This is a genomic window from Neoactinobaculum massilliense, assembly GCF_900604955.1.
GTDB classification, from domain to species: Bacteria; Actinomycetota; Actinomycetes; order Actinomycetales; family Actinomycetaceae; genus Neoactinobaculum; species Neoactinobaculum massilliense.
In genome coordinates this window covers 990,899-1,005,997 of the sequence record NZ_UWPE01000001.1, presented here as the reverse complement: position 1 = coordinate 1,005,997, position 15,099 = coordinate 990,899, and the positions used below count along the sequence as shown (strand labels likewise).

Here is a 15,099-nt window from a genome sequence, read left to right as displayed (position 1 = left end):
GACGTCGTCCGGGTGCGGCGATTCTGGGGGCGACCGTTCTGCCCGCGCAGGATAAACAGAAAAACGTGCCGGGGCGGATAGGCCGCCCCGGCGTCGCACCACTACTTTTCCTGCAGGCTGCTCTTTTTCTCGCCGTAGATGTCGTTGTCGATAACGTCCGCGAAATCGCGCAGCACCAGGTTGCGCTTCACCTTGAGCGACGGCGTGAGGTAGCCATTCTCCACGGTGAAGTCCATCGGCAGGATCACGATCTTGCGGATGGATTCGGCGCGGGAGACGATCTGGTTCGTGTAATTCACGGCCCGATCGAGCGCCGCGAGCACGCGCGGATCCTGACGCGCCTCATCGACGGACATGGGTTCAATGCCCTTGTTCTTCAGCCACACCGGCAGCATGTCCGCGTCCAGGGTGACCAGCGCGCCGATGAACGGGCGCTTGTCACCCACTACCACCACCTGGGAGATGAGCGGGTGCCCACGCAGACGGTCCTCAAGCGGAGCCGGGGCCACGTTCTTGCCGCCGGCCGTCACGATGATTTCCTTCTTTCGGCCGGTGATCCACAGGTAGCCGTCCTCATCGAGGCGGCCCAGATCGCCCGTCATGAACCAGCCATCCTCCGTGAAGGCGGCACGCGTGGCCTCCGGATCATTGAGGTAGCCCGTGGTGACCGAATCGCCCTTCACCAGCACCTCGCCATCCTCGGCGATACCCACCCAGGTGCCCGGGTAGGCGGGTCCAACGGAACCGATGTGCTGCTCGGCGGTGAGGTTCACCGTCGCCGGAGCGCAGGTTTCAGAGGTACCGTAGCCCTCCAGAATCGTGATACCGGCGCCGCGGAAGAAGTGGCCAAGGCGCTGGCCCAGCGGGCCACCACCGGAAACGCAGTAGGTGAGGTTGCCGCCAAACAGAGACTGGATCATGGAGTACACCAGTGCCTCGCCAGCCGCGTGGGCAGCTTTAAGTGCGGGGGAGGGGCCCTCCTTCGTGTCCAGCGCCTGAGAATAACGAATCGCTACCTTCGCGTAGTAGCGGAACAACTTCTGCTTCCAGCCGGTGTTCTGGGCGTCCGCCGCGTTGTAGATCTTCTCAAATACGCGCGGCACGGCCAGCACGTAGGTGGGCTTGAACGTCTGCATATCATTGATGAGCGTGCGCGCGTTCGACGCGTAGCCCACCACGGCACCGGTGTAGATGGACACCAGGTTGATGAAGCGGGCGAATACATGCGCCATCGGGAGGAACAGGAGCGTACGCGTGTGACCGGTATCCACCACATTGCCTAGGTCCGTATCGAGCGGGCCGTTGAACACTTCCTGAAGCATGTTGCGGTGAGAAATCATCACGCCCTTGGGACGCCCCGTGGTGCCTGACGTGTAAATAACGGTGGCCAGATCATCCGCCTTCATGGCGGCGATACGCCGATCGATCTCCGCGTCCTGCTCCTCGGAACCAGCCGCCTTAATGCGCGTGAGGGCATCATCGTTGATGACCTCAATGCGCTTAAAGAAGTCCACGTCCTCCAGCATGGGGGCGAGCGTGGAGTACATGTTCTGGTCCTCAACGAAGGCCATCTCCAGGTGGGAATCGTTGATAATGAAGCGGGCTTCCTCGGTGGGGTCCGTCTCGTAGATCGGTACCAGCATCGCACCTACCGACCAGCAGGCGAGATCCAGCAGGGAGAATTCGTAGCGCGTGTGACACATGATCGCGATACGCTCGCCCGGGTGAATGCCCTGGGCCACGAGCCCGCGCGCCACCGCGCGAATATCCTCCGCGAACATGCTCCAGGTGATCGGCACCCACTGGCCGTACTCGGATTTGACGTTAATAACTACATGGTCGGGAGATTCCGCGGCGATCTTCCGGAACAGCCACGGAATGGTCATGTCATCCGTAATGTGCACTTTTCCGGGTCGGAAGCTGACCGGCCGTTTGTATTCTGACATGGTTGCCTTTCACCTCCCCGACACGATGGGTGCCGGGACCGCTAAGTTACGGTTGCGTAGGTTCAGGATAGCGCCACAGGTATAAAAAGTGGGACGCACCGAGTAGATACGTCCCACTTTTCGTCATCCGAGCATGCTTGCCCTACTTCTTCTCGCGCGGCTTCTTCGGCTGCGGCGGATCCAGAAGGTAGTCGCCGGCTGTGAGCGCTTCCGCGTCCGCCGGTTCGAAAGTGAGTGCGTCACGGACATGCGCCGCGCTCACCAGATCAGGGCGTACCGCCTCCAGCAGCTCCATGCGGTCGCGCGGCACCTTCAGTGTGACATGGGCGAAACTGGTGCGCTGAGACACCTTATTGGCGCTCTTGATTCCGCGCAGTGCCGTGAGTGCCTGCCCGGCACCGTCCAGCAGTGCCGGATCCTCACCCTGGCCGGCTTCGCGCAGTGGCGCGGAGGCCGGCCAGGGGGCGCGATGCACGGAACCTGTGCGATACCAATGCCATACTTCCTCGGTGGCGTAGGGGAGGAATGGTGCGAGGAGACGCACGAAGGTATCCACGGCGATGGCCAGGGCGGCGCGCGCCGAATCAGCACCCGCGCCCTCGCCGTAGGCGCGGTCCTTGACCAACTCCAGGTAATCATCGGTGAAGGTCCAGAACGCGGTCTCGGTGACCTCCAACGCGCGGGTGTGATCGTAGCCCTCGAACGCGGCTGTCGCCTCATCCACCACATCCGCCAGGTGGGCCAGCAGTGCGCGGTCTAGTGGCAGTGTCACGTGTGAGGCATCCAGATCCACCTGATCCCCACCCATGGAGAAGGCGAATTTGGAGGCGTTGAGCACCTTGAGAGCCAGGCGGCGCCCGATCTTCATCTGTTGCTCATCGAAGGTGGCATCCACGCCCAGGCGCGCCGAGCACGCCCAGTAGCGCACCGCATCGGCACCGTGCTTATCCAGCAGGCCGATGGGGGTTACCACATTGCCCTTGGACTTGCTCATCTTCTTGTGGTCCGGATCCAGAATCCAGCCGGACAGTGCCGCGTGCTTCCACGGCGTGCCACCGAATTCGAGGTGGGAGCGCACCACCGAGGAGAACAGCCAGGTACGGATAATGTCCTGGCCCTGCGGGCGCACATCCATCGGGAAGGTCTTCTTGAACAGATCATCGTCCGTCAGCCACCCGGTGGCGATCTCCGCGGAAAGCGAGGAGGTGGCCCACGTGTCCATAATGTCTACTTCACCGACGAAACCGCCGGCCTGTCCGCGCTGCTCCTCGGTATATCCCGCCGGCACATCCACCGTCGGATCCACCGGAAGCTGCTCCTCGGTGGGGACCAGGACGGCGTCGTAATCCACGTCCCCGTTATCGCGCACCTTGTACCACACGGGGAGCGGGACGCCGAAGAAGCGCTGGCGTGAAATGAGCCAGTCCGTGTTCAGTCCATTCACCCAGTTGTCATAGCGGACGTGCATGAAGTCCGGGTGGAACTCCAGCGTGTTGCCCTCCTCGATGAGGTTCGCGCGCAGTTCCTTTCCGTTCTCCTCAATATAGGAGGTGCCACCGTTGCGGATGTACCACTGGCGGGACGGAATGATTTCGAGGGGTTTATCGCCCTTCTCGAAGAAGTTAGTCATACGGGAGGTGGGCTTGGCCTCGCCCAGCATTTCGCCGGACTCCTTGAGCGCGTCCACCAGTACCTTACGGGCCGAGAACGTGGTTTTCCCGGCCATTTCCTCGTACACTTCGCGGCCGTGGGCATCCTGAATCCACTCCGGTGTGGTGGCCAGAATCCGTCCGTTCTTGCCCAGTACCGGGCGCAGCGGCAGCTTGAGGTCACGCCACCAGGTCACGTCCGTGACATCGCCGAACGTACAGCACATGGCGATACCGGCGCCCTTATCGATCTCCGCGAGCGGGTGGGGCAGCACCGGCACCTCCATGCCGAAGATAGGCGTACGCACGGTGGTGCCAAACAGGTGCTGATAGCGCTTGTCATCCGGATGGGCGATGAGGGCCACGCAGGCGGGCAGCAGCTCGGGACGCGTGGTCTCGATCACTACATCCTCATTCTCGGCGTGGAATGCGAGCGCGTGGTAGGCGCCCGGATACTCACGAGATTCGAGCTCTGCCTGTGCTACGGCCGTCTGGAAAGTGACATCCCACAGGCCAGGAGCCTGCGCCTGGTACGCCTCGCCGCGCTCCAGGTTACGGAGGAAGCCCTGCTGGGCTACGCGCTGCGCCTTCTCGCCGATGGTCTGATAACGCTGCGCCCAGTCCACGGACAGGCCCAGCCGGCGCCACAGCGCCTCAAACTGCTTCTCATCATCCCGGGTTAGTTTCCAGCACAGCTCAATGAAATTACGCCGAGAAATAGGTTGCTGATCCCGGTACTTGATGGACTTGCCATCCCCGCCGTCGTGCGGCGGCACAAAGTCTGGGTCATAGGGGAGTGACGGATCGCACCGTACGCCGTAGTAGTTCTGCACGCGACGCTCCGTGGGGAGCCCGTTGTCATCCCACCCCATCGGGTAGAACACATCCTTGCCGCGCATACGCTGGAAACGCGCCATCGCGTCCGTATGCGTGTAGGAGAATACGTGGCCGATGTGGAGCGAGCCGGACACCGTGGGTGGCGGCGTATCGATCGAATACACGTCCTCCCGGTTCACATCACGATTGAATGCGTAGGTTTGGTGTTCGTCCCATTTGGTGCCCCACTTATCCTCGAGGCCCTCCAGGCTTGCGCGATCCGGTACCTCCGTGTGATCGAGGAGTGCGGATTTTTCGGTGAAATCAGTCATGGCGCCATTCTTACACGTTTCCAGGGAGGGAACGGTGCTTCGTGACGTGGAGGTGAGCACGGCCGGGGTGTGGGCGGTCGGCGTCGAAGCCTGTGGGACGACGACGCCGTACGCAGCCCGCCTTACGCCAATTCGCCGTCGCGCTTGATGGAGGCCTCAACGCCCGCCACGGTGGCGGCGCCAAAACCAGCCTGCTCCAGCGCCACGACGCCCGCCACCGTCGAGCCGCCCGGAGACTGCACGGTATCCGCGAGATCAGCGGCCGAGGCGTCCGATTGCATGAGCATCGTGGAGGCGCCGAGCACGGCCTGCGCCGCCACCCGCGTGGCCACCTTCTTCGTCATGCCGTGCTTGACGGCTGCCCGGGCGAGGGCATCGATATACGTGAACGTGAAGGCCGGAGAGCATCCCGCGATGGCGGAGAACGCAGCGAACTGGGATTCTGGCACCACTTCAACCGCACCCACGGCCTCGAAGAGTTCGCGTACGGGGGCGAGGGCAGCGGCGTCGTCGAAATTGGGAGCCAAAGCGGTCATGGACTGGCGGACGCTGGCGGCCACGTTGGGCAGGGAGCGGACCACGCGCTGAGAGGGCTCGAGGTGCCCGGCCATGGAGGCGATGCTCACGCCGGCCGCCGTTGACACGAGGACCGCGTGCGGGGCGGCGGCACGAATCTCGTCAAGCACGCCGGGGACGGTTTTCGGCGGAACGGCGAGGACAATGATGTCCGAGCGCTCGGCAAGGTCCGTGTTGGAGTGTGCTACGAGAACGCCGGTCTGGGCCGCAAAGGCCTCCGCAGTGGAGCGGTGATGCGCCGTAACAAGAATGGAATCCGCGGGCGTACCCGCTTCGATGAGGCCGCGCGCGATCGAGCCGGCCAGATGCCCAATACCAATGAATCCGATCATGGCGACACACTAACGCCGGGCGCGCCGTGGGGCCAGGCCGGCGGCGATGGTGCGCGCCGCGTGATGACCACCCACGGCGTGCACCCACGCCGCGTGACCCGGGTACCCCGCACCACGGCCCGTGCGGGGCTGGCAGGATAGGGGGCAGCAAGGCGAAGGAGGAATCATGGCGGAGCGCGGACGTGTCCTGGTGACGGGCGCGAGTATAGGAATTGGTGAGGCGACGGCGCGCAGGCTCACGGCTGAGGGTTTCAATGTGATCGCCACCGCGCGGCGAGCGGACCGACTTCAGAAACTGGCGGCGGAGACGGGTGCGGACATATTTCCGGCCGACCTCACGGTTCAGGCGGATGTGGATGCGCTGGTGGCCCATGTACTGAATGGGGGCGGAATCACCGCGCTGGTGAATAATGCGGGTGGTGCTCGCGGCCAGGACCCGGTAGCAGAAGCCAGGCTGGACGACTGGCTGGAGATGTACCGCATTAACGTGCTCGCCACGGTGGCACTGACCCGGGCACTGCTGCCCGGGCTGCGCAAGCAGGGCGGCGACATCGTGTTTGTCACGTCCACCGCGGCGCAGGAAACCTACGTGGGCGGGGCCGGCTACACGGCCGCCAAGCATGCCGAACGCATGATTAAGGACACCCTGCGCATTGAGCTGGTGGGTGAACCCGTGCGCCTCATCGAAATCCGCCCGGGAATGGTGAAAACCGAGGAGTTCTCCAAACGGAGGTTGGGCAGCGAGGAGGCCGCGGCCAAGGTATATGCGGGTGTTGCCGAACCACTGGTGGCTGAGGACATTGCGGATGCCATTGCGTGGACCCTCACGCGTCCGAAGCACGTGAACATCGATTCGCTGGTGATTCGTCCCGTGGCGCAGGCAAACTCGTGGACCGTGGCGCGCAAGTAGGGCTGGACGGCGGTGCTACTGCGCGGGCGCGGAAAGCAGATCCCCGATGCCGCCCCAGCACCCGTAGACATTGAGGCCATCCAGCGACGCCGAGTACGTACCCGATGCGGATTCCAATGCCAGGCTGGAGGCAACACGGGGATTGCAATCGGCCACGTTCTGAGCATTGGTAACAATGAGCGTGGCGCTCACGGAGCTGCCGGGCGCCACGGTGGCGGTGGGCATGCCCCGCGTGAAATCGAGGGTCACCGTATTTGAGCGATTGCGGCCCGTGGCGTCACGCAGCGACGCGATGACGGGCGCCATGATGGTGGCTGTTTCGCCGCCCCGGTTGGTGAGCGTCACCGTGTAGCCGTAGCTACCGGCAGCCCCGCCGCCCTCGGCGGGGGCCACTGATGCTACGAGCTGCGCGGCACCCGCTGTGGTGGGTACCGGCGTTGGCGTTGCGGGCGACGCCGCGGTGGACGTTGCACTAGCTGTCGTGGGGGACACGCTGGTGGACGCCGACGTGCCGCCGGTCGCGGGCGTGCAGGCCGCGAGCAGACAGGCCAGCGGCACAAAGAACCAGGACTTTTTCACGCCGTCAGCCTATCGCGGGGCTTCCTCAGCCGTGCCGGTGTCCACCACCAGCCGCTCGCGTAACAGGGTGGGTGTGTCCCTATCTAACCCGTGGGCCAGCAGGTAGGCGAGCGTTCCGCCGTGGGCCGCAACGACGTCGTGCGCGGCATGGAGCGCAGGAAGCGGGGCCACGCAGGCGCGGTGGGCAGCTTCGCCCGGAATCTCACCGCCGCCAAGTAGCGCCGCCAGGTAGTCCGCGCCGAGCATCCCGGTGGAGCACGTGTAATCGTCCTCAATGGCGGCCCGATCCGCCCCGAGGAGCGCAAGAATCAGAGCCGTCACCACGCCCGTGCGATCTTTCCCGGCCGTGCAGTGAATGAGAACGGCGCCGTGAGCGGCCAGTTCCGCCACCGTGTCCACCGCTCGGGCTAACTGGGCACCAAACCCGATGGTCATAATCCGGTAGAGGTCCGGTAGTCCCTCCCACGCCACCGCGTTCAGCTGATCGGCGAATACGGGTACTTCACGCACGTCGAAACGGCTGCGATCCCACGGTTCTGATACGGCGGCCTCGGCGTGATCGCGCAGATCGACGATGCCGTGCACCCGCGCGGCCAGTAGAGGATCGACGTTGTTGCCGCCGCGAAACGGTGCCGACGAACGCAGGAGAGAATGCGGCGCCAGCACGCCATTAGCCACGCGCATGCCCGCCAGTGTGTGCACGTTAAACAGCGTCATAGCGGCAGGGACGGAACGGCCGCGATCAATTCACGGGTGGCGGGATGAACGGGGCGATGAAGAATCTGATCCGTGGTGCCACGTTCCACGCAGCGCCCCGACACCAGCACCATGGTCTCCTCGCACAGATGCTGCACGATACCCAGATCATGGGAGACAACAACGAGGGTGAGGCCAATGCGCTCCTTGAGGCTTCGCAGTAGCGCGAGGATGGTGACGCGGACCGAGACATCAAGCGCGGAGACGGGCTCATCGGCGATGAGCACGCGCGGATTCGGTGCAATGGCGCGGGCGATGGCCACGCGTTGACGCTGCCCACCCGAGAGCTGATGCGGGTAGCGGGAGGCCCACGCGGGATCGAGTTCCACTTCCTTCATGGCGCGGCGGACAAGCTCACGCCGGTTCCCGGGAACGTGAAGGAGACGGAGCGGCTCAGCGATGATCTGGCCGATGGTCATACGCGGGTTGAGCGAGGCGAACGGATCCTGAAGCACCAGCTGCACCTCGCGGCGAAGGCGGCTGGGGCCATAGCGGCCCGGGACCACAGGCTGGTCGAGATAGCGCACCGTGCCAGAGCTGGGGACGGAGAGGCCAAGCATGAGCCGGGTGAGAGTGGTTTTCCCCGAGCCTGATTCTCCGATGATGCCGAGCGAACGGCCCTCGGTGACCGTGAGATCCACCGGGGCCAGCGCCACGGTATCCCCGTAGCGTTTGGAGACGTGCTCCAGGGTGAATAGATCCATGGGCTCTCCTAACTCAGGCTCAGGGTGCGGGCGGCGTTGACAAGGTTTGCGGTGTAGGGATGCTGCGGGTGCCGGAGCACCTCGGCGGTGGTTCCCGCCTCAATGACACGTCCATCCTTCATAACCAGCAGGCGCGTGGCCGTTTGCCCGGCCACCGCCATGTCGTGCGTAATCATGAGCATGGCCGTGTGCGCCTGAGCGGTAGAGGCCATCATGAGGCGCAGGATACGGGCCTGGACGGTGGCATCCAGCGCCGTGGTGGGCTCATCCGCGATGAGTAGTTCGGGATGGACACTCATGGCCATGGCAATGACCACGCGCTGGCGCTGCCCGCCCGAAAGCTCATGCGGGTAGCGATCCACGATGTGTTCCGGATCCGGGAGACCCACGCTTTGCGCTAATTCCACCGCCGTTTCGCGCCACTGGGAACGGGGAAGATGGGTATGGTTACGCAGCGCGGCAACCAACTGGGTGCGGATGCGTACCACCGGGTTGAGGGCCGTCTGCGGCTCCTGGAATACAAAGCCGATCCGTTTTCCACGCACCCCCAGCATGGTGCGCTCGCCGGCACCGAGGAGTTCGTCGCCGCCGAGGGTGATGGATCCCTCCACGCTGGCATTGGGCGGGAGGAGACCATCAATGGCCAGCGCGGTCACCGATTTCCCGGAGCCTGATTCGCCAATCAGACACACGCGTTCGCCTGCCTCGATGCTGAAGGAGACGCCGTGCACCACTTCCTGCCCGTCAAATGCCACGCGCAGATTCTTGACAGTCAAGAGGCTCACTTTTTACTCCTCGGGTCCAGGACATCCCTGAGTCCATCGCCCAGGAGATTGAAGCCAATAATGACGGCCACAATGGCCAGGCCGGGCACAAAAATTACCTGCGGGCGCGTATAGATGTACTGCTGGAAGGCGGAGAGCATTCGCCCCCATGACGGTGTGGGCGGCGGCGTGCCCAGGCCCAAATAGGAGAGCCCGGCCTCCGCGAGCGCTGCCGTCCCCATGATCTGGGTGACGGCCACGATGAGGGTGGGGGTGAGATCAGGGAAAATATGGCGCCAGAGAATCCACGGGCGTGAGGCTCCGCTGGCGGCGGCCAACAGCACGTAATCCGCCTTGGTGGCGCGGCGAAGTTCCGGTAGCACCACGCGGGCCATCGATGGTGTGGATCCCAGGCCGATGGCCACCATCGAGGAGGCGGTGGATCCGCCGAATGCGGTGACGATGATGAGCGCGACGATGAGGATGGGGAAGGCCACCCCCACATCCGTGAGCCGCTCGAATAGCACGCTCCACGGCCGCCGGGTGTAGACGATCGCGGAGGCGAGCAGCAGGCCGAGAACCAGTGCAATCAGTGCCGCCCCCACCGAGATTTCCAGCGTCACGCGGCTACCCACCAGCATCATGGAGAAAACATCGCGGCCCAGGTTATCGGCGCCCAGGAGATGCTGGGTGGACGGTGGCGCCCACGAGGCGGCCGGATCCACGTCCTCTACGCCGTACGGGGTCCAGAGGAAGGAGAGAAGGAACGCGAGTAGGAGCAGCCCCGTGAGTACGACGCCGATTGCCCCGGATGGGTTTCGAAGAAGGTTGCGGAGTGTTCTCACGATTGAATCCTCACGCGCGGGTCAAGAAGGCGGGCGAGCAGATTCGCCAGCAGCATGATGACGATAATGGCCGTGGAAAGAACCATAAGGAAGCCCTGTACGGTGACAATGTCGCGGTTAGATACTGCCGCCACGATTGACTGCCCCACACCGGGCAGCGCAAATACCTGCTCCACCACGACGGTGCCCATGAGCAGTCCGGCGGCGTCCAATGCCGCGACGGCAATAATCGGGAGCCACGCATTCCGCAGCGCCTGCGCCCAGACGGCGCGGTGCCACGAGGTGCCCTGTGCCAGCGCCGTGCGCATGTGATCCTGAGAAATTTGCTCCAGCACGGCGCTTCGGACGAATCGCGTGAGCCCCGCGCCCATGGGAATAGCCAGCGTGATGGCCGGTAGGAGCAGCGATAGGAGTGCGGCACCCGGATCTGCCCAGCCGGTGCGCGGGAATCCTGTTGCCGGAATGGCGCCACCGGAAGGAATGGCAACCAGGACGACGAGCGCCAGTCCGAGCACAAACGTGGGCACCGCAATGCCCAGTTGGGAAAGCCAGGAAACCACGTGCCCCCACACAGACCGGGAATGAGCGGCCGCAAATACGCCCACCAGGAGTGCCAGAATCACGGCCATTACCAGCGCCATGAGTGCCAGTGGAAGTGTGATCTGAAGTTTCTGGGCTAACTCCGCGGTGACCGAATGCCCGGAGAATGGTGAGGACCCGAAGTTGCCGGTGAGTACACCGCCTAGCCAGGCCAGGTACTGAATGATGATGGGCCTGTCCCACCCGTTCTTCACACGAATACGTTGAATCTGCTCCGGGGTGGCGTCCGTGCCGCCCAAAATTGAGGCGGGATCACCCGGGAGGATATGGAGAGCGAAGAAGATCACCAGGGAGGCGATAAAAACGGCCACGATGGCCCAGCCCACGTTGGACGCCATGATCCTCCAGGACCGGGAGTGCGTGCGGGCCAGTTTTTCCTCTCGCCTGGCAGGGGTTTCCAGCGCCGTGCCGGGGGAGTGATCCTCCGGCACGGTCTGAGGCACGTTACTCATGAGCTCTCCTCGCGCGTCCGTATGCTGCACTCACATTATGGCCGTTGGGTCCGACACAACATGTGAGCGTTCGTGCAGTGCATGAGTAACCGTGCCGGTGCCGCGGTCCTACGTGGCGCACCGACGTTACGTAACGTACCGACGTCGGACGAGGCGGCACCTCGGCCTCGCACCCTACCGCGCCACCTCGATGCCGGCTGCGGGATAGAAGGCGGTGGTCCGATTCACCGGGAAACCGCTGACGCCCGCCACGGAGAACGTGACGGCCTTCGGGGAGTAGAGCCAGTCGGAGGCGGCGTCCTCAGAGACCAGATGCGCAACCTTGTTGAGCTTGGTATTGCGCTCCTCCGTGCTGGCCGCCTCCAGCGCGTCGGTGACGGCCGCCTGCACCGTTTGGCTGTTGTATCCCCAGTAGTAATTGGGGTTTGCGTAGTAGGTCAGTGTCCACGGATCCGTGTGCAGCACCATCGTCATGTCAAAATTGCGGTTCTGATACACATCGGTGAGCCAGGAGGCGAATTCCATAGACTGAATGTTGACGGTCACACCAATTTTTGCAAGCTGGGAACGAATGTACTCGGCGATGGACGGGGAGTAGACCGTGGGCACCTTGAGCGTGAGCGTGAGGCCCTCCGCCCCGGCCTCCTTGAGCAGCTGGCGGGCGTGATCCGGATTGTAGGCGTCAATCTTGAGGAGTGAATCATCGTTCCAGGGATCCCCGGAGTTAGACATGGAGCCGATCCGCTCATAGGCCGAGTCCAGCACCTTGAGCAGGCCGTCCTTATCTACGCCCTCACGGAGGGCCTCGCGCACGCGCTGATCCGCCAGCTGCGGCTGAGCGTCGTTGTAGGCGAGCGTCATCCACGCCTGGTCCGTGCCCTCCGTGGTGGTCACATTTGGATCATTCTGGAAGCGCTTGATGAGATCGGAATCGAACTGGGTGTAAATATCCAGCTCACCAGAGGAAAGCGCGTTCGCTGCCGTGGTCTGGTCCTTGTAGTAGCGGAAGAGGGCCACCTTGTTCTTGGCGGGCTGTCCCCAGTATCCGTCAAAGCGATTGAGCTCGATAGAGCTGCCCGTGGTCCACTTGCCGAGCGTATAGGGGCCGGTCCCGTTGTCCTTCTTGGCGAGGTCTACCTTGTTATCTGAGGGAATAATGAGTCCGCCCCGGCGTGCCAGCGTTTCAAGGAAGGTGGAGTCTCGCTTGGAGAGGCTGACGGTGACGGTATGGGTATTCACGGCCTGGGCACTCTTAAAAGCGCTGAGCAATTTCGCGTCCGGATTGAGTGAATTGGGCGCCGCCGCATTCGTGAGAGAGCTCACCACATCCTGCGCGTCAAAATCGGAGCCATCGTGGAATTTCACGCCCTCCTGCAGGTGGAACGTATAGGTGAGGCCGTCCTTGCTTACCTCCCAGCTCTTGGCCAGCAGCGGCTGCACCTGACCATCGTCGCTGATGCGCGTGAGGCCCTCGTACACGTTGTCCACCAGTACCTGGTCCACGGCGGCGCCGGCCACCGAGGTGGGGTTGAGCCCCGTGGGCTCCAGAAGGAAGCCGATCGCTACGGTTGCGTCCGGATCCGCCGACGCCGATGCGCTCCCGGCACCATTGCCTCCCGCGCATCCCGCCAAGCTCAGCATCAGTGCGGCTGCCGCCGCAATGAATTGTTTACGCATGAAAATACTCCTTTGTAGCTGCAATCCGCGGCGCGTGAGAAGTGCGTCCGAAATGCGTGGAACTCTACCCGGGTCATTGTGGTGCAACGCATGTTGTGGGGCTGTTGCGGCCGGCACGTTCCGGGCGGCGTGCCGGCCGGGTATGGGCCTGGGAGCCGGATGGGGAGTGAGAACGATGCCGCTCGCCGGGCCGGGCCGTGGGGCGTGTGGCTAGTGCGATGGGCTAGCAGGAACACCATAAAAAGGTAGGCGGCGATGAGGCCGGCAGAACCGACTAACGGTCCTGGAATATGTTCCGTAACTTATTATCCTCGATAAGGCCTCGGGTTATTTCGAGGCGTCACCCCTCACGCGAGCTGCTCCACGCGCCGCGCCCGCGGGGTACAGGATTTTAACTCCGAAAGGATCCTATGAGCACCACGCCCAATTCGGTGGCTGAAGCTTATTCTGAGGCCCGCTCCAATCGAAATATTCGCACGGCGGCAATTGCCGGCGGCGTCGGCACCATGCTGGAGCAATTTGATTTTGCCGCCTACGGGTTGGCTGCCGCGCTGGTATTCCCGCACGTGTTTTTCCCGGATTCGGACCCGCTAGCCGGCGCCCTCGCCTCCTTCGCTGGATTTGCCGTCGGCTTCTTCGCCCGCCCCATTGGCGGCATTATTTTCGCCCACTACGGCGAGAAGCTGGGGAGGCGGTGGGTGCTGGTCATGACCCTCGCGCTCATGGGAACGGCTACCTTCCTTATCGGCGTGCTGCCCTCCTACGCTCAGGTGGGTGTGCTGGCACCGATTCTGCTGTTTGTGCTGCGTGTTCTGCAGGGGCTCGGCGCGGGCGCTGAGCAATCCGGCTCGGCAACCCTCCTCACGGAGACGGGACGCCCCGGGCATCGTGGACGGCTGTCCTCCTCGGTGATGGTGGGTGCGGCCGCCGGCACCGTGGTTGGTACCTTCGTATTCGCTCTCGTCCAGTGGATCATGCCGGAGGAAGCATTCCTGGCCTGGGGCTGGCGCATCGTATTCTGGTTCTCAATCATTGTGACCGTGGGCGCCTGGCTCATTCGGCGCCACCTGGCCGAATCTCCCGTGTTCTCTGAGCTTAAGCAGTCTGCCGGGGAGGAGCACCGCGAGCAGGCGCCCGTGGCGCAGTCCCTTAAGTACGGCTGGAAGCGCATTCTCCAGGTGGCCATCATGAACTGGGGACCGAATACAAATTCCTACGCGGTGCAGACCTTCTTTGTCACCTTCGTGACCACCACCGTGGTGGTGGCCGGCACCGAGGATTTCTTCCCGCGCTCGGCCATTACGGACATTCAGCTGATTGGCGCCGTGGTGGGTATGGTGTCTGCGTTCTGCTGGGGCGCGCTCTCTGACCACCTGGGCCGCAAACCCGTGTACCTGCTGATCGCCGCGCTGGGCGTGGTGCTACCGTTCGCCTACTTCGGGCTACTGAGCACGGGCTCTACCCTGCTGGTGGGCCTGGCCGTGGTACTCGGCTACATCTTCGCGGCCTACGGCAACGTGGGTGTACAGATGTCCTACTTCCCCGAGCTATTCGGCACCCGCTACCGGTACGCGGGCGTGACCGTTGCGCGCGAGGCCTCCTCGCTTATCGGCGGCGGCATCGCCCCCATGGTGTGCTCCTGGCTGCTGCTCCAGTTTGGAAGCTGGATTCCGCTGGCCATCTACCTGGGCTTCACCATGCTATGCACGCTCCTGGCCTCCATCTGGGCGCCGGAAACCGTAGATCGGGACCTCACCATCGCCACGGACGCCGTGGAGGGTGAGGCGCATACCGATAAGGCGCTCGCCGCCTAGTTACGACGCCGTTGCGTAGCGGTGCCCCGGCTGCCGTAGTGGGTTGGAGCGCAGCTCTTTGTATGGCGCCGTCTGTATCGACAGTCAAGCGGGCTCGCACAGTGCGAGCCCGCTTTTCGCATCCGTGCGGGATAACGGTGCCGAAGGCGCCGGTCGGTGGAACGCACCTCGTCACCTCAGACAACTCGCGCGCGCCGGCGTCGTCGGGAACGCGACCGCCATACAAAACGCTGACGCCCGCCGCGCCGGTAGAAAACGCCACGTGCGCCACACGCTCGCGGGCCGCAAAACGCTACACTGAAGCAAAGCTTTGATCCGGTTATCCCCGGGGAGCTTCCGGAAGAACG

General features: G+C 63.6%; 12 protein-coding genes. 2 read left to right on the top strand and 10 right to left on the bottom strand.

Features of this window, described 5'->3' with window-relative positions:
* Positions 1-101: 101 nt before the first annotated feature.
* The 3 genes from EIH27_RS04355 to proC form a co-directional block, all read right to left on the bottom strand.
* Positions 102-1,946 carry an AMP-dependent synthetase/ligase gene (locus EIH27_RS04355; protein WP_124039713.1) on the bottom strand — a complete coding sequence of 615 codons (1,845 nt, stop codon included), beginning with the start codon at positions 1,944-1,946 and terminating at the stop codon, positions 102-104.
* Positions 1,947-2,088: 142 nt separating this feature from the next.
* Positions 2,089-4,743: a valine--tRNA ligase gene (valS, locus tag EIH27_RS04350; protein WP_124039712.1), complete on the bottom strand. Its 2,655-nt coding sequence runs from the start codon at positions 4,741-4,743 to the stop codon at positions 2,089-2,091.
* Positions 4,744-4,865: 122 nt separating this feature from the next.
* The gene (gene proC, locus EIH27_RS04345) at positions 4,866-5,651 is read right to left on the bottom strand and encodes a pyrroline-5-carboxylate reductase (protein WP_124039711.1); all 786 of its coding nucleotides are present in this window, start codon (positions 5,649-5,651) and stop codon (positions 4,866-4,868) included.
* A 166-nt stretch (positions 5,652-5,817) separates the two neighbouring features.
* Between proC and EIH27_RS04340 the strand changes: the two genes are divergently transcribed.
* Positions 5,818-6,561: an SDR family NAD(P)-dependent oxidoreductase gene (locus EIH27_RS04340; RefSeq protein WP_124039710.1), complete on the top strand. Its 744-nt coding sequence runs from the start codon at positions 5,818-5,820 to the stop codon at positions 6,559-6,561.
* Positions 6,562-6,576: 15 nt separating this feature from the next.
* Here EIH27_RS04340 and EIH27_RS04335 read toward each other — a convergent pair whose 3' ends face one another.
* The 7 genes from EIH27_RS04335 to EIH27_RS04305 all read right to left on the bottom strand — a co-directional run bounded on the left by EIH27_RS04335 (position 6,577) and on the right by EIH27_RS04305 (position 12,938).
* Entirely contained in the window at positions 6,577-7,140 is a 564-nt protein-coding gene (locus EIH27_RS04335) for a DUF4232 domain-containing protein (protein ID WP_124039709.1), read from the bottom strand.
* A 9-nt stretch (positions 7,141-7,149) separates the two neighbouring features.
* The gene (locus tag EIH27_RS04330) at positions 7,150-7,857 is read right to left on the bottom strand and encodes a tyrosine-protein phosphatase (RefSeq protein WP_124039708.1); all 708 of its coding nucleotides are present in this window, start codon (positions 7,855-7,857) and stop codon (positions 7,150-7,152) included.
* Positions 7,854-8,600, bottom strand: coding sequence for an ABC transporter ATP-binding protein (locus tag EIH27_RS04325; protein ID WP_124039707.1), 747 nt, complete (start codon positions 8,598-8,600; stop codon positions 7,854-7,856). The genes EIH27_RS04330 and EIH27_RS04325 overlap by 4 nt, the downstream gene beginning before the upstream one ends.
* Before the next feature lie 8 nt (positions 8,601-8,608).
* A complete protein-coding gene (locus EIH27_RS04320) occupies positions 8,609-9,385 on the bottom strand; it encodes an ABC transporter ATP-binding protein (RefSeq protein ID WP_124039706.1) in 777 nt (258 codons plus the stop codon).
* Positions 9,382-10,209, bottom strand: coding sequence for an ABC transporter permease (locus tag EIH27_RS04315; protein ID WP_124039705.1), 828 nt, complete (start codon positions 10,207-10,209; stop codon positions 9,382-9,384). The genes EIH27_RS04320 and EIH27_RS04315 overlap by 4 nt, the downstream gene beginning before the upstream one ends.
* The gene (locus tag EIH27_RS04310) at positions 10,206-11,261 is read right to left on the bottom strand and encodes an ABC transporter permease (RefSeq protein WP_206424879.1); all 1,056 of its coding nucleotides are present in this window, start codon (positions 11,259-11,261) and stop codon (positions 10,206-10,208) included. Before EIH27_RS04310 ends, EIH27_RS04315 begins: the two co-directional genes overlap by 4 nt.
* Before the next feature lie 174 nt (positions 11,262-11,435).
* Positions 11,436-12,938, bottom strand: coding sequence for an ABC transporter substrate-binding protein (locus EIH27_RS04305; RefSeq protein ID WP_124039704.1), 1,503 nt, complete (start codon positions 12,936-12,938; stop codon positions 11,436-11,438).
* Between the two features lie 410 nt (positions 12,939-13,348).
* Between EIH27_RS04305 and EIH27_RS04300 the strand changes: the two genes are divergently transcribed.
* Complete coding sequence (locus EIH27_RS04300) at positions 13,349-14,752, top strand: MFS transporter (RefSeq protein WP_206424878.1); 1,404 nt, start codon at positions 13,349-13,351, stop codon at positions 14,750-14,752.
* Positions 14,753-15,099 lie beyond the last annotated feature (347 nt).

Bases quoted from the DNA above. Each gene is read 5' to 3' on its own strand.
- EIH27_RS04300 (WP_206424878.1), top strand. From the start codon at position 13,349: ATGAGCACCACGCCCAATTCGGTGGCTGAAGCTTATTCTGAGGCCCGC.
- proC (WP_124039711.1), bottom strand. From the start codon at position 5,651: ATGATCGGATTCATTGGTATTGGGCATCTGGCCGGCTCGATCGCGCGC.
- EIH27_RS04325 (WP_124039707.1), bottom strand. From the start codon at position 8,600: ATGGATCTATTCACCCTGGAGCACGTCTCCAAACGCTACGGGGATACC.
- EIH27_RS04305 (WP_124039704.1), bottom strand. From the start codon at position 12,938: ATGCGTAAACAATTCATTGCGGCGGCAGCCGCACTGATGCTGAGCTTG.
- EIH27_RS04340 (WP_124039710.1), top strand. From the start codon at position 5,818: ATGGCGGAGCGCGGACGTGTCCTGGTGACGGGCGCGAGTATAGGAATT.
- EIH27_RS04330 (WP_124039708.1), bottom strand. From the start codon at position 7,857: ATGACGCTGTTTAACGTGCACACACTGGCGGGCATGCGCGTGGCTAAT.
- EIH27_RS04355 (WP_124039713.1), bottom strand. From the start codon at position 1,946: ATGTCAGAATACAAACGGCCGGTCAGCTTCCGACCCGGAAAAGTGCAC.
- EIH27_RS04310 (WP_206424879.1), bottom strand. From the start codon at position 11,261: ATGAGTAACGTGCCTCAGACCGTGCCGGAGGATCACTCCCCCGGCACG.
- valS (WP_124039712.1), bottom strand. From the start codon at position 4,743: ATGACTGATTTCACCGAAAAATCCGCACTCCTCGATCACACGGAGGTA.